14 protein-coding genes and 2 pseudogenes are annotated in these 14,087 nt (G+C 42.5%); 10 read left to right on the forward strand and 6 right to left on the reverse strand.

The genetic code is table 11. The features are described 5' to 3' along the window. Positions 1-416: 416 nt before the first annotated feature. From V7K67_RS00055 to V7K67_RS00070, 4 genes are all read right to left on the reverse strand, one after another. Positions 417-542, reverse strand: a complete 126-nt coding sequence (locus V7K67_RS00055) for a hypothetical protein (RefSeq protein WP_334729886.1) — start codon at positions 540-542, stop codon at positions 417-419. Between the two features lie 222 nt (positions 543-764). Beyond that, complete coding sequence (locus V7K67_RS00060; protein ID WP_335164724.1) at positions 765-905, reverse strand: hypothetical protein; 141 nt, start codon at positions 903-905, stop codon at positions 765-767. Between the two features lie 213 nt (positions 906-1,118). Beyond that, positions 1,119-1,514, reverse strand: a complete 396-nt coding sequence (locus V7K67_RS00065; protein ID WP_334729634.1) for a hypothetical protein — start codon at positions 1,512-1,514, stop codon at positions 1,119-1,121. Positions 1,515-1,672: 158 nt separating this feature from the next. After that, the gene (locus tag V7K67_RS00070) at positions 1,673-1,912 is read right to left on the reverse strand and encodes a hypothetical protein (RefSeq protein WP_334729633.1); all 240 of its coding nucleotides are present in this window, start codon (positions 1,910-1,912) and stop codon (positions 1,673-1,675) included. A gap of 224 nt (positions 1,913-2,136) precedes the next feature. On the opposite strand from V7K67_RS00070, the gene V7K67_RS00075 reads away from it, so the two are divergent. From V7K67_RS00075 to V7K67_RS00090, 4 genes are read left to right on the forward strand one after another with little or no spacing between them, the layout of a single operon-like run. After that, a complete protein-coding gene (locus tag V7K67_RS00075) occupies positions 2,137-3,411 on the forward strand; it encodes a DUF4331 domain-containing protein (protein WP_335164720.1) in 1,275 nt (424 codons plus the stop codon). A gap of 5 nt (positions 3,412-3,416) precedes the next feature. Beyond that, a complete protein-coding gene (locus V7K67_RS00080; protein ID WP_334729631.1) occupies positions 3,417-4,829 on the forward strand; it encodes a tetratricopeptide repeat protein in 1,413 nt (470 codons plus the stop codon). Further along, positions 4,826-6,301 (forward strand): nickel/cobalt transporter, encoded by a 1,476-nt coding sequence (locus V7K67_RS00085; RefSeq protein WP_334729630.1) that lies wholly within the window; start codon positions 4,826-4,828, stop codon positions 6,299-6,301. Before V7K67_RS00080 ends, V7K67_RS00085 begins: the two co-directional genes overlap by 4 nt. 57 nt (positions 6,302-6,358) lie before the next feature. Then, positions 6,359-7,093 carry a hypothetical protein gene (locus V7K67_RS00090; protein ID WP_334729629.1) on the forward strand — a complete coding sequence of 245 codons (735 nt, stop codon included), beginning with the start codon at positions 6,359-6,361 and terminating at the stop codon, positions 7,091-7,093. A gap of 567 nt (positions 7,094-7,660) precedes the next feature. On the opposite strand, the gene V7K67_RS00095 is transcribed toward V7K67_RS00090, so the two are convergent. Then, on the reverse strand, positions 7,661-9,865 hold the full coding sequence (locus V7K67_RS00095; RefSeq protein WP_334729628.1) for an ATP-binding protein: 2,205 nt from the start codon (positions 9,863-9,865) through the stop codon (positions 7,661-7,663). A 232-nt stretch (positions 9,866-10,097) separates the two neighbouring features. Here V7K67_RS00095 and V7K67_RS00100 point away from each other — a divergent pair. From V7K67_RS00100 to V7K67_RS00110, 3 genes and pseudogenes are all read left to right on the forward strand, one after another. Then, positions 10,098-10,214: pseudogene (locus V7K67_RS00100) on the forward strand (IS4 family transposase); the annotation flags it as partial. A gap of 149 nt (positions 10,215-10,363) precedes the next feature. Then, positions 10,364-10,516 carry a hypothetical protein gene (locus tag V7K67_RS00105; RefSeq protein ID WP_334729627.1) on the forward strand — a complete coding sequence of 51 codons (153 nt, stop codon included), beginning with the start codon at positions 10,364-10,366 and terminating at the stop codon, positions 10,514-10,516. Between the two features lie 6 nt (positions 10,517-10,522). Next, a complete protein-coding gene (locus tag V7K67_RS00110) occupies positions 10,523-10,807 on the forward strand; it encodes a hypothetical protein (protein WP_334729626.1) in 285 nt (94 codons plus the stop codon). Positions 10,808-10,974: 167 nt separating this feature from the next. Here the strand turns inward: V7K67_RS00110 and V7K67_RS00115 are convergent, their stop codons facing one another. After that, positions 10,975-11,610 carry a type I restriction enzyme HsdR N-terminal domain-containing protein gene (locus V7K67_RS00115; protein ID WP_334729625.1) on the reverse strand — a complete coding sequence of 212 codons (636 nt, stop codon included), beginning with the start codon at positions 11,608-11,610 and terminating at the stop codon, positions 10,975-10,977. Positions 11,611-11,691: 81 nt separating this feature from the next. Here V7K67_RS00115 and V7K67_RS00120 point away from each other — a divergent pair, with 81 nt between their 5' ends. The 3 genes and pseudogenes from V7K67_RS00120 (at position 11,692) to V7K67_RS00130 (ending at position 12,803) form a co-directional block, all read left to right on the forward strand. Further along, positions 11,692-11,814 (forward strand): hypothetical protein, encoded by a 123-nt coding sequence (locus V7K67_RS00120; protein ID WP_334729624.1) that lies wholly within the window; start codon positions 11,692-11,694, stop codon positions 11,812-11,814. Between the two features lie 294 nt (positions 11,815-12,108). Continuing rightward, a pseudogene (locus tag V7K67_RS00125) lies at positions 12,109-12,609 on the forward strand (B12-binding domain-containing radical SAM protein); the annotation flags it as partial. A gap of 44 nt (positions 12,610-12,653) precedes the next feature. Next, positions 12,654-12,803, forward strand: coding sequence for a hypothetical protein (locus tag V7K67_RS00130; RefSeq protein WP_334729623.1), 150 nt, complete (start codon positions 12,654-12,656; stop codon positions 12,801-12,803). The last annotated feature ends 1,284 nt before the right edge of the window (positions 12,804-14,087 follow it).

Raw genomic sequence — 14,087 nt, forward strand, 5'->3', positions numbered from 1 at the left:
AATTACCGCAATACAAGGTTTAGTCAATCAACATACCGAACTTCTCTCTGTGCTTGAGTCTCAAGCCCTGAAATACCAATTAGATAGCTAGGGAGATAGCGGTAAATCTTTGTGCTACTGATGACCAAGCTGGGGCTAATTCTCTTACGCTCCTTTTCACTGCCAGACGCTCTATCACTTGCTCGAATAAGTTTGCAAATAGTGTAGCCGGCAAACTATTGAGTCTTTGTGACAACGCTTGCTTACTCACTCTTGTTGCTTTCACCCACATTAATCCCTCTATTTCTAGCGATCGCAATACATCTGTGAGATGCTGTAATTCTCAATACACTATACTCAGTACTATTGCTGCCATTACTGGCAAGGTCAGTACTCGTGAACGCAAGCTCCGTTCAAAGTCTTTTACCTCTTTGAGATTAGCTGTAGGTTCCTGGGCTGACTAGTTCAAACAGGCGTGATTCTATCTCTTGGCTGGCTGGGGCAGGTACGCTGACTCGATGGCGAAAATCTGGATTCCCTTGCTTTTTCCGTGGTTTACTCATGGCTTTTCAACACCCCTGTGTTAATTGACTTTTACCATTGATTTGCCCACTCTTGACAGCCATCTATTTTTCTTAACTTGACACCAATGAACTGTAATCGACCACGGGGCGATCGCAGAAGAAAACACAATGTTTCTGTTTGGGTGAAGCAGTTACAGGGATAAATTCCAGAGACTTCAACTGATTGAATAAGGGTAAATAACCGGATCTCAGCAATGAGGATTAAGCAGCATTTATTACTTGGTCAGGAGAATCAGCAACATCAGGAAGCAAAGAAGGAGCAGGCTGATTTGTGCGTGTAGCATTCACTGCGGATGTCATAAAATCTAGGACATTGCGGCGCTGAGACTTCAAGGTAGTCACAACAATCCTGTGAACGGTTACGCTAAACGTCATAGAGCAGCAACAATTAGAGATTAAAGAACTACGTGAAGAAAACCAAAAACTACGGGACGAAAACAATCGTCTCAAAGGTGAACAGGGTAAACCAGAGATCAAGAGCAATAAGTCTAAAGGGTTCAAGAGCAATCATTCATCCGAGAAAGAACGACACACTCCAAAAAAACATACTAAAAGTTATTCGTGTGAATTAAATCTTGCCAGCAAATCTTCACGGGATAAACTAGACAATTCCAGTAAAAATCTTGCAAAGTCATCTGGTGCTAACTGCAACAAACTATCAATGACTCTTGACAACTCTTCATCAACAGAACCAAACCGGAATTTTAACAAGTTTTTTACAACTTGACGGCGTTCTTGTTGCACTCCTTGCTGTACTCCTTGCTCTACTCCCTCCTGTACCGCTTGCGCTCTTGCTTCTTGGTAAGCTTCTGTTAAATTCATAATTAACTCCTGGTCATCTTCAGTTAAATCTGTTTGTGTCAAATAGGAAAATAAGGCGGCTTTGGGATAAGCTAAGGTTTCAATTTCTCCATGAAAGTTTTGGGTAACAGTTTGGAATAAAGTTTCCACACCAGTTTTGTCCCTGGGTCTAAAATAGCGATCGCTTTTCCCGCTAATGGTTTAGCCCCGTAAGGTCGAAGTGCTGCTAGTCGGCGCTCCGTACCCGCCAAACAACTGCCATCTACAATTCGTTGGCGATATTGAGAGGGCTGCTTCGTTAAGCTTCGCTAACGCAAATCAGTCCGAAGATTATTGATCGACCAATTGCGCTGTGCTTCAATTTGGCAAGAGGCATCCAATGCCCAGTCCTTCTCTGCACCACGTCTGCCTGTCTCTTTGTCAATGCGGATGAGAAAGGCAGTCATTTCATTTTTCTGGAGAATCTTTTCCTTGATGCGACGGGCATTAAACGTTTCTACGTCTTGCGAAGCACTGCCGCCACTATTTAGCGTCGGGTCGAACAACATATCCAGTCAAACAAACATGTATTATAAATGTAGTGCCAAAAGCTACTAAATCTGGAAATTAGAAAAGTGAGCAAGAAATGAGCAAGTTTTGGTCTGGAAAGTGAGTAGTAAGAGCAAATAAGCTGTGAAGCACTTCGGTAATAGCCCCAGTCTTTTTTGAAATCTAAATCAACTTGCTATTTTCACACCAACAGTAGAGGCTAAACACCTCAAGAAGGGCAACTATGAGAATAAATGCTCGGAGTATCACCTCTTTTATACCAACTGAAAGCAGGTTACTCATAGATAAAGCAGTCCAAAATATGGTATTTTCTTGTATCAAGAGATCGCCATATTGGACTAAAGCTACTCGTTTTTTTCGTCCCATAGTGGCATTTGTCGCTATTTTGCTGGTAGTGCTAACCTATGCAACTCCTAAAGCTTTGGCTTCAGACCACCAGGACACAACTTTTCTTGCCACTAAGCTGACTGCTGCGGATCTCACAGATTTGTTTGTGTTTGAGAGTCCCACAGACCCCAAAAATGTTGTCTTAGTGATGGATTTCGACCCTCTGATCGTTTCTGGTGAAAAAAGACCATTCGATCCAAACGTTCTTTATCAGTTCAAGATTGATAACACTGGCGACAGTATTGAAGATGTCGTACTCCAATTCAATATAAATGGTAAAGGCTCACACCAAACTGTCACAGTCCGCGGCCCATGTCGTCCAACCACAGTAGGAACAGAGTCAGCTTTGCTTCCAGTAAGTTGGACAGGGCAACTCAACCAAACATTCGCCGCATATAACGGTATGAAGTTCTTTGTTGGTACACGCAAAGACCCGTTCTTTTTCGATTTGGAACAGTTCTTTAAAATCATCCCGGATCGGAACTATAGCCTTCAGCCTAATCCCAGTCCTCCCTTCACAGTTCTTACCTTTAGACCACCAGGACAAGCAAAAGATACCCTAGCCCCATTCAATGTCCACTCAATTATTGTCGAGCTACCCAGGAAACTGCTTGGTAAAGGCAAGATTGGTGTTTGGATGACAACTAGTGTTAAAACTCCTAGACTCAGAAACGGTCATTTTGCTCAGATTGAGCGGTTAGCAGTTCCAGCCCTGAATGAACTTTTTATGGACTTTAAAGCTCATAATAATAGTAATCTTCAGACACCAACAAAAGACGCTAGTAATCAATCCCAATTTATTAAGTCCTTTGTTACAGCGATTGGTAGACCTCAAGGCATAGCCGATGCAGTGATCTCAGTGGCGATTCCTGATGTGATCCAAGCTGACCTTTCTAAACCTAGCGGTAGTTATTTTGGGACTCAGTTAGGCAAAAATTTTGGTGGTAGAAGACCAAAAGATGACGTAATCGATGTAACCGCATCTGTTGTTTTTGGTAGTGCAGTTACAGGGATTACTACAGGCCAAATTCCGGCACTGACTAGCGATAATGTTGGGCCTAATAATGCCAACTTTCTTCCTACCTTCCCTTATTTAGGTAATCCTCTGTAAGATTTATGCATCTACGAATACTATGGGTGTTAGTGCTGACTAGCCTACTGGTTTTACTAAGACCCTGTGATACAGAAGCGCTAAGTTTAGGCTACACCAATAGTAATTTAGGCGCATATTCCTCTGCTGTGCAACTGCTGACTGTTAATTCCAGGGAGATATTACCAGGAAAACAGTCAGATTTAGTCTTCCCCGATTATTTACAGCGATCGCATATTATCAGCGTCTATGAGGAGAAAGTTGCCCAATCTCCCGATTCCTCAATATTTTTACGTCTGTTAGCCGATCAATATTTGAGGCGCTTTCGAGAAATTGGAGATATAGACGATGTGTTACGAGCAGAACAAGCGGCACGTAGATCCCTGGCACTACAGCCGCGCCATAATCAGGTTTCTTCCATGCTCCTAGCATCAGCTTTACTATCTCAACATCAGTTTCGAGAAGCTTTAAATGTGTTAAATAATTCATCTCTTGATAATCCCAATATTGTCTCGCTCTTGGCATCGATTCAGATGGAGTTGGGTGATTATGAAGCAACTCATCAACTATTGCAGAACCTTGCACAGGAAGAATCGAACTCTGGTCATAATGCGGTTTTAGCTCGTTACTTAGAGTTAACTGGCAATCTAGCCTCCGCACGGCAACTGCTAGATGAGGCTATGCAGGAGATGGATTCTTTCTATACAACGAGTGCCGAAACTCGTGCTTGGTTTCATGTGCGGACTGGGGATCTGGCTTTTGCAGCCGGCGATTTTGCCCTGTCTGAGCAGCGATATCGGGAAGCTTTTGACCTCTTTCCACGGCATATAGCTGCGTTTACAGGACTAGCCCGCCTCTATGCGGCACAGCATCGCTGGCAGGATGTTCTAAATATCGCCAACCAGGGTATAGAACTGATGCCATTGGTAGAAACGCTGGGGTATAAGGCTGATGCTCAAGTAGCTCTGGGAGATCAGGAAGGCGCAGCTGAAACTGAAGATTTAATTGGGGTAGTCGCTTACCTGAGCAAGGTTAAAGGAATCTATGATCGCGCAATGGCTGTCTACTACACCGAACATAAAATACACTTACCAGAGGCGCTACAAATTGCCCGTAGTGAAGTAGCAGTACGAGACGATGTATATGCTCTTGATACTTTGGCTTGGGCAGCTGCGGCTAATGGGGAATGGCAAGAAGCGCAAAAGGCAGCACAACGGGCAACTCGCTTCGGAACAGAGGATGCTTTGCTGCAATTTCATGCTGGCATGATTGCGTTTCACTTAGGTAAGCGTCAGGAAGCAATAAAGCGATTAACTCAAGCTGTTAGCCTCAATCCTCAATTTCATCACAAGTATGCTGATGAAGCTCGTCAAGTCTTGTCTAACTTAGTACCCTCTGTCTCTTTTCCTACTCCTAACGCTATAGGGAGTTCTTTATGAAAAAGCTGCTACATTACTTGGCTTGGAATACTGCAATCATCGTAGTATGTTTATTTTGGATGCCGGAGGCGGATGCCCATCCTTTAGGCAATTTTACCATCAATCACTACGCAGGAGTGCAGGTAGCAACCGATGGGGTGGGGATTGATTATGTTCTAGACATGGCAGAGATTCCTGCTTTTCAGGAGATTAATCATTTAGATACTAATCGCGATCGCAAAGCTGAACCTGTAGAGACAGTTCAATACCCCGAACAAAAATGCCAGGAAGTCAACTCACATCTGGAACTGTTGATCGATAAACATCTGCAAGCACTGTCTTTGGTAAAATCAACAGTCGAATTTCCTCCAGGTGTCGGAGGATTATCTACACTACGGCTGAGTTGTAATTTTCAGGGGTCAACGGAGTTAGTAGGCGCGAATCAGTTAATAGAATTTGAAGACAAGTTCTACCCGCAGCGCTTGGGCTGGCGTGAAATTACTGTGGCTGCAAATGGCGTTCCCATTCAAGGTAGTTTCACCTCTAACAGTATCACCAACCGCTTGAGAGATTACCCCACTAAGTTACTTAGCAGTCCTCTCGACCAACGTCGGATTGACTTTAAACTCAATCCGTCCCTGACATCGAGCGAACAAGCGCCTCCACCGGAAGTTAAATCATCCAGCCGTTTAGATAATGCTTTGACAGGAAGAAGCAACGATATCTTCACTAACCTAATTACCCAGGAAAATCATAATTTCCTGACTATTCTAATAGCTCTAGCGATCGCCTTTTTATGGGGTGGTTTACACGCCCTGTCCCCTGGTCATGGGAAAACGATAGTCGGTGCTTATCTAGTGGGTTCCCGTAGTAATGCCAAACACGCTCTATTCCTGGGGTTGACTGTGACGGTTACTCATACAGCTAGCATATTTCTTTTAGGGCTGGTAACACTTGGCACGTCTCAGTTTGTGCTGACTGAACAATTATACCCTTGGCTAAGTGTAATCTCTGGTCTGCTAGTAATTGGAATTGGTTTAAATTTGTTCATCAGTCGATTACAAGGTCATTCACACGACCATGAGCATGAAAACCATCAACACAGCCACGACCACCATCATCACCATCATCACCACGAGCATTCACATTTACCGCCTCACGGTGATGTCAGTTCCATGAAGTGGTCTAGCCTACTAGCGCTGGGAATATCGGGCGGCTTGTTACCTTGTCCTTCAGCCTTAGTAGTGTTGCTGAGTGCGATCGCAATGGGACGAGTTGGCTTTGGACTAGCGCTAGTGTCTGCCTTTAGCTTAGGTCTAGCAGCAGTACTAACTGGAATCGGCTTAATGCTAGTCTACGCCAAAAATCGGTTTGAGCATTTGCCACTCCAGATCCCCAGGATCAAGATGTTACCCGTAGCAAGTGCCTTATGTATTACCCTAATTGGCTTAGGTATTACTTCACAGGCTTTGCTTGCTCATCCCTGGAACTAGATGAAAGTGCAATCATACAAAGCACTCAGTTTTGTAAAAATAACCTAGAACAACTATATGTCACAAGCAATTAAAGAATCCATCGTCTCAGAAAACAATCTATCTCATCGCTCTACCAAGTTTTCCAAAATAGCCAAGCTTAGGAGTTTGAGTGAGTGTTCATTTAATTTTTGGCAAAAATCGCTCTTACGTTCAATCCCTATTGCCTCTGCTGCGATGCCTGGGTTGGGCGTAGCCATCGCTCTATCTGTAAGTGTTATTTTGCCATCTCAGGCATCCACTATTTCATATTCTGGTGATACAACAAATGCACCAACTTTTAACCGTCCGCAAACGGAAGGGTTTGAAAGTGGTACAAACCCACCCACATCACTTTCTAGTAATGGCACCGCCGTCCCTTATTACAGTCAGCCTTTCTTAGTTGATACTACTGGCTTATATAATGTTGTAGGTTCTCAAGCTTTTCTGGGCATCCAGTTCTTGTACCAAAACAGCTTCAACCCAACTACCCCATTAGTTAATTTACTCAGTGGTAATGATCCTTTCCCAGATGAAGGCACATCTAGTTTTAGCGGCTTGAGCTTAACTGCCAATAATCAATACTTTTTAGTCACTACTGGATTTGACAATAGCAATAACAGTTTTGGTACTTTTACCAATACCATTACAGGACTTGGCAATATTACACTTGTCCCCGAACCTTCTTCAACTTCCAGCACAGTAATCTTTGGCATTCTTGGAAGCACCTTAATACTAAAGCGCAAACTGAAAAAACTAAAATCTGTCAACTAACCTCCGAATGAATCACCCATATTCATTACTTATACCAATTCTTCTCTGTAAACTTGCACTTAATAACTGATTTATTTCTTTGCATATTTCGCTGTTTGTTGAATAAATATTAAGTGCATCTTAATGGATAATTGGTATTAACTTAACGGACAATCACCCGTTAATGGCTAAATCTAAACTCCCAAAAGTAGCAATAACTAAGGAATAAGAATTAAATTATATACAATTTATGTCCCTGGTTTACCTCACCCTCAATCCCTCTCCGATATATTGGAGAGGGATCGTGAGACAGGATGAAGTTTTGCATCTTATTTAATCCATGTTCCTAAAGATAGTCGTAGTCTATCTAATTCATTGCTAGTTGTATATGATGATTTTTTCAGAAAATCTTATTTTGAGGAAAATATGAAACGATTTATCTTCATTTCTTTAATAACTGCTTTGTGCATAATCGGCTACTTTGAAATTAGCTTGTCACAGGCTGAAAAACTTTTTTGGCTGAATTTGAGTCTTTGAAATCCTCCCTCACGAAATCATTTCCCACTCCGCCCTCGTAATTTTCGCTGATTAGCTAATTTCTCTTTGCCATAAAATATCTGTAACTCTTGTCATCCCAGCTTTTAGATGACGGCGATAGGTACTGAAAGGCAAATCTAGTAACTCAGCGGCTTGTTCTTGCGTGGCGGCGGGATTTAAATAAGTTCGATAAACAGCGCGGTAGAGTTTTTCATCACGCGGGGATGATTGTAAGGATTCAACTGCTTGTTTCACCAGATTTTGTAAAACGTTAATGCGTTCGCGTAGACGCTCAGAGGACGGATTGTCGGAGAGTTGCGTGTCCTTTGGACTCTTGCTCATACTTGCTTTTGTGGCAACTTGTTCTGACACACTTCGCGAGAGTACTTCGTACACGCTTCGCGATCGCACTAATGGATTATTCTGTAATGCATCGGGACAACTAAAGTTACGTAACGCATTCTGTACCGCCTCCACAAATTCTGGCTGACTAAGAACTAACAGAGGTTCACCGACTGGAGTATTATCTACAGATTCTCCCGCAGTTGTAACCTCTTTTCGAGCCAAAATTTCCTTCCATGCGGCAGGCGACACAATTCGCCAGTCATGCCCATAAACACCATAGTGTCTTCCCTCAACTGTAAAATCAATTTCAGAAAGTCGTGTTAAGTCGAAGTAGTTTAACATTGCTGTCCAACTATCTGCTTGGGCACAAGGTAGGAAGGTGTATGCTAACCCCGGTGTTTTCTGAAAATACTGCACAAAATTAATGAAAATTAGACTTTGGGTGGGTGAAACAGCTTGATAGGTGTCCCGCGCCATCCAGAAGCGGAAAATAGTTGCACCTTCGCTAGGACGTAATGGTGCATGGGTTTGGAGATATTGCCAAGATGCAAGAGCGCCCGGATCTGCATTCAAATCTTCAACACTTGCTGTGTGCAATGCCACCATCATTGCAAATCCCGCAGGTTCGGAATGCAAGTCACGAAATACTACTACATTCTGCGGTTGGCGCTTCAACCAGCGATCTGCTATTTTTGCTGATTCTTCGCCTTCGTATTCTGCCACCATCCCCAGCAGTGCGGTTTTGTCAGTTTCCCGTAGTGAGTCCGTCAATAAACTACTTTGCTCTCCCCAGGTAAAACAGGATCGAATCGCCGAGTTATCCCGATGCAAAAAAATATAATCAAGTAGCACTCGATGCTTTTCTTGTCCCTGAGTTTGCCCTAGTCGTTTGGTATAATATTGACGCGCTCGGTGGTGTAATTCATTGTAAAATTCCGAATTACGCCAACGCAAGTCAGCAATTAAAACTTCGCGTGCTAAATCGTGGGGAAATAAACCCAATTGCCCTGATTCGATAAACGACAGTCCGCGCAACCACTCAAATAAATCGTGAACATCAAGTATTTCCCCTAAAGAGTGAGCCTCACCAGCCAAAGTATTTTGAGGCACAGCCAATATTTGATTTAGTGCGGCTTCGGTAGTCAGCCGGATCACCGCACAAGCTTCTAAAGCCATACGGTGTAGGGGCGTTGGTACTTCTTTGATGAATCTTGACAACAGTGTTTTAACAACATTGGGAGCAGATTCTGCTTGAAAAGAGATTTCTTTTCCCTGAGCAAATACCTCAGCAACCAAAGATAATGCTAGAGGATGTCCGTGGGTAAAATCTAGAATCGCCTGGTGTTGTGTAGTGGGAATATCTCGTGTGGTGAGATAAGTTTGACTTTCTTCTGGGGTAAGGTTGCGTAGGGGCAAGGTGTGCATCAAAGCTTGCCAACCTGGATCGCTACACCAACCAGATGAGAGAGGATTGCGTCCAGCAATCACAATTAAGGTATTAACAGACAAATGGGGTAAGAACACTTCTCGCAGCCATTCATCTAACTGGGTAATAGCTTCATAAGTATCAATTAAAATTACATTACGTTCTTCTCTTTGCGCTAGCACATCCAGAGGCGAATCTGATTCATTCAATGCCATCAACGAATGCAACGTGCTAATAAAAGATTCTGGCGCGGCTTCTATATTACGTCCTTCTACGTAGATAGTTGAGATTTTTGACCGTTCACAAAACCGTAAAAACTGCTGCATCAGGGTTGTCTTGCCCACACCGCCAGGGCCAAAGACGTGCAAAATGTGAAAAGGTAATTCTCTTGATGTGATCGCATCAAGAAATAGCTCCACTTCCCGCTCACGTCCTACAAATCTGCGATTTCGTTCTGCACTTAGTCGCTGTAATAGAGATGTCATTGCCATCCCTTCCTTAAATTTTACGTAGGATTACTGTTTTAAAGTATGAAGGATATTTTTGATTTCTAAAATCTACTTTGACAAAATTTATAAATAATGTTGATAGTGGTAAATATCTAGCGATCGCCTTTGGATAAGTTAGCAGAGTGAACAGCTTGATTTCCCACAACTCTAAAGCAACGGCTGTATTGTAGAGTGCGTCAAAAGCTTCCCGCTCTTTGGCAACGATAAAAATTTCATGGAAAATTCTTATGAGTTAGTCACCGAATTATTGAGATTAAGTCCTAATAAGCGTAAGTACTACCAGCAAGGAGAGAGAGCTATGAGGCTTATTCTATCTGTATCCTAGCCCTTTTTGTCCCCCCGTAAGGGCTTTCACCTACATCTAACCGAGAGTTCAGCCTTTTAATGACAGTAATCTGCTGTCAGGCTGGATTAGTTATTTACGGACTGATTACCGTGATTCACTAATCAACGAATCGCACCTTCTCTGAATGGGTGTTCGTATTTGATGAACTTGTGGATCTTCTGGCGATCGCGTCGGGGATGGTCGGGTTTGAAGCAGCCCCACATCATCTGTGCGTAGTTGTTGAGCGGGTCGATACCACTGCACCACCAGCCGCCGTTAGTCAGCCACGGTTGGGTGATTAAATCATCGTGGTCATACGCGATGTAGGCTATCAGCTCTTTGCCACAGTAGACCTCGTGGTGATAGAAGTTGATTTCTACTGTTGTCAGTGGTTCGGGAGCGATCGCTTGGGCTTGGTGTGCGATGTGGTGGTCGAGTTCGGTTTGGGCGAGGGCTTGGTTGTCGGAGGCAGCAGGGGTGAGTTTCTGAATCTTGCTGGCTTGGTAATCAGCGATGGCATTCCACCCACAGCACTTTTGAGGAGTATTGCAAGGATAGGTTTGGGTTTGAGCGCCGTCATCCTTACACCGTAGGTGATCGCATTAATCGGGTGTATTCGAGTGGGCTGGAGGAATCGGTACAGAAGTTTTTGGAGATGCTGGGGAAGCTGAACCGTTCTTATTTGACTACTTTAGAAGAGAAATTGTTGAGTGTTCTGGAGTTGGAAATCAGAGATTAATGCAACAATGCTGTAAGTAAGTTAAGATTCCGTAATAATTCTACCCAAATGCTTGAGTATTCTTAAAACTCCAGATAAATTGTTAAGATATTGGGATCGGGTTGCAAAGAGATCGGAAATACCATATTGTTTACCCAAGGTTTTGACAAACAAATAGCTGCTACCATTGGCAATCATGCCATACAGAGGTTGTTCAGGGTTGGGATGAATTGCCATGTAAGCTAATGTTTGGGGTATCGCTAATTCTAAATCAAAAGTCGTCTTTTTTGACTCAATTAGCACAATCCATAATTTCCCCTGCAAAACTAAAACATCAATTCTGCCCCGTAAAATCTCATCATTATCTCCTTGTGCAACAATATCAACGGATACCTCGGTTTTAAATCTGTAAGGTGCTTGATAGAAGCCTGCAAGTTCAAGTAATGGAGACAGCACGACCATTTTGACAGTTTCTTCTAAAAGACTTCCATCTGAGATTTGGTAGAGATAGTTTTGTCGAACTTGTTCTAATCTTGTCTGCTCTGTTTCACTTAAAGCTGGTAAATCTGCCATCCATTCGGTAAAAAATTGACTATCACCACTTAGGATTAACCCCAGTTTTTCCTCGACTTGGCGAAGGGTGGTAATTTTTTCTGCAATGGCTATGCTTGTGGTCATGATTAAATTTATACTACTTGCCTAATATTAGGATAATTGAATTTAACCTATAGCAGTTACTACAAAAGAGGGCTTACCAAAATGCCAAAAAAGAATCAAATCTTTTATAGGGATAATGTCAAAGTACAAAGTTCTCTTGGTTCGCGGATTTTGGAAGGACTTACCGAAGCGGAAATTTCCCAACTACTCGATAGTTTATCGTAAAATCAAGGGTTTAAGACCCCAACCATTATACGTAGTATCAGTTGGAGTTGGGGTTTAAATCCCCAACTCCAACTGTCTTTAATTTTGAATTTTGAATTTTGAATTTTGAACTGGGGGATTTAAACCCACGGTACTCGGTTAATATCTATTTATATAGAGGTCGGGACTATGGTATCAAAATCTGATACAAAATATGGCTGTTTCAGTGGTGACTAAATAACTAATCCTCCTGTATTTGTTGTTTCAAACACTGCATAGGCTTAACTGAACCCTATTGATTTATAAGCATCAAATATGAACGTTTTACTTTTATACCCCTGTTTTCCAAAAAGTTTTTGGTCTTTTGAAAAAACACTAGCTTTATTAGACCGTAAAGCAATGCTACCGCCTTTGGGCTTGGTGACTGTAGCTGCGATATTACCTCAAGAATGGGAGTACAAGCTAGTAGATCGAAATGTTCGCGTCTGCACGGAAGCAGAATGGGCTTGGGCAGATTTGGTTATTATGTCGGCGATGATTGTGCAAAAAGAGGATTTGCTCTCTCAGATATTAGAAGCAAAACGCAGAGGTAAACGGGTAGCTGTGGGTGGGCCTTTCCCGACAGCGCTACCGGATGAAATGACATCAGCCGGAGCCGATTACTTGATATTGGACGAAGGGGAAATTACCCTACCCTTATTTGTAGCAGCGCTCGCCCAGGGCGAGCGCACAGGTATCTTTCGCTCTGGGGGTGAAAAACCAGATGTTACTAACACTCCAACCCCTCGCTTCGACTTGCTAGATTTTGATGCCTATTCTGGCGCAACTTGTGGAGTATGTATCAGCACAATCCAGGTGGGGTGAGTAGCTACTTAGCCGTTTGTGCCCAAATTGAGCATTTCTTGGAGTATCGCCAAATTGTCCGGGATGAAATTGAGGCTCAAGTGGCGGAATTTCTGGAAGCAAAAGCTAGTGTAAAACCGGAAGCACAAGTGATGGTTAATTCCTAAGTAATACGATTTCACGAAAATCCTGATCAGTCGTCGGACAAAAATATTTACGATCTAACAGCCTATAAAACTGTTAAATCTGGGTTTTCCCAATCCCAATGCCCAATAACCACGCTGATGATTTGGAGCGATCGCTTTCTCTAAGAATTTTGGGGAAAGGAAACATTTTCTTCTTCTAAATGGACGATGCCTTTATTCTTACCGAAGAAAGGCAGAGGGCAGAGAGATCAAGTCAGAAGGGGATTCAAACCCCTCCTGACTTGGAGCCACCAAATTAAAAATTTGGTCGGGGTCTTAAACCCTTGTTCCCTACGGTCACGGGCAGAGGGCAGGAATCAGAATTCCCTTCTGCCAACTGAGCCTCCTGCCCTCTGCCTTTCTTGATAAAAATCAAGTAACCAGAAGTGAAGTGATAGAAATTTTTGCTCGCGGTGGCGAGTTATATTAAGTGTTATCTCTAAGTTATTTATAAATAAAGTGTAATTTTTTACTAAATTTGCTGTCAAGTCATATTTTGGCAATCAAGAGTATTGTCTATACTCTTAAGTTATTTAAACAAGCAATACTTTAGCAAGCGATCGCTACACATAATGAAAAAACAAATTATATATTATTGACCAAGTTATTCAAAGCTGACTTAGCTACTGATTCCGCACACTGTACCGTATATGCTGTGCTTTATCCAGAATCCTTTGTGAGCAGGCTTTTTGAGACTTAACGGGAAAAGTCAGGTTGCACATCAAGTCATATAGTCATATTTTTATTAGAGCTAGTCTTGCTCTAGTCATATTTCCTTGTTATTAATTAAATACTAACATCATGTATTACGTAATACTACCTTGATCACTAAATGCAACAGTTAATGGTATGGATTTGGGATATAGAAATTACGCTTCCTTTCGTGCCTGATTGTCCAGAGTCAAGAGTAATTCTAGATTCTTGACCACCTCAACCAGAAAAAGTGCAATTTGTAGGCGCTATTGTATGTACTCCAAGCGCTTGATATCTAGAAAATTGGCAAATAAGTAAACCTGCACTGTACTGCCCCTTGCAAAAGTAGTATGTACTACTGAATCTAAATATTACCCCCAATTGCTAGCTCAATTCAGGGGACTTCCAAGAAATAAATTACTAGTACTTGTGCGGTGGTTTGAAAAGCCAGCCTTTGGCTACGGGCGGGCAAGATACCCACCCCCTAGCTATCTAATTGGTATACAAAGCAGGTAAGCTGATATTACACCTACCATCGGTAAAAAATTAGTGATAGTAAAGTTGCCTCGCCAT

The sequence above is a fragment of the Nostoc sp. genome, from assembly GCF_036917155.1.
GTDB lineage: Bacteria > Cyanobacteriota > Cyanobacteriia > Cyanobacteriales > Nostocaceae > Nostoc.

Bases quoted from the DNA above. Each gene is read 5' to 3' on its own strand.
- V7K67_RS00055 (WP_334729886.1), bottom strand. From the start codon at position 542: ATGAGTAAACCACGGAAAAAGCAAGGGAATCCAGATTTTCGCCATCGA.
- V7K67_RS00070 (WP_334729633.1), bottom strand. From the start codon at position 1,912: ATGTTGTTCGACCCGACGCTAAATAGTGGCGGCAGTGCTTCGCAAGAC.
- V7K67_RS00075 (WP_335164720.1), top strand. From the start codon at position 2,137: ATGAGAATAAATGCTCGGAGTATCACCTCTTTTATACCAACTGAAAGC.
- V7K67_RS00080 (WP_334729631.1), top strand. From the start codon at position 3,417: ATGCATCTACGAATACTATGGGTGTTAGTGCTGACTAGCCTACTGGTT.
- V7K67_RS00085 (WP_334729630.1), top strand. From the start codon at position 4,826: ATGAAAAAGCTGCTACATTACTTGGCTTGGAATACTGCAATCATCGTA.
- V7K67_RS00090 (WP_334729629.1), top strand. From the start codon at position 6,359: ATGTCACAAGCAATTAAAGAATCCATCGTCTCAGAAAACAATCTATCT.
- V7K67_RS00095 (WP_334729628.1), bottom strand. From the start codon at position 9,865: ATGACATCTCTATTACAGCGACTAAGTGCAGAACGAAATCGCAGATTT.
- V7K67_RS00115 (WP_334729625.1), bottom strand. From the start codon at position 11,610: ATGACCACAAGCATAGCCATTGCAGAAAAAATTACCACCCTTCGCCAA.
- V7K67_RS00120 (WP_334729624.1), top strand. From the start codon at position 11,692: ATGCCAAAAAAGAATCAAATCTTTTATAGGGATAATGTCAAAGTACAA.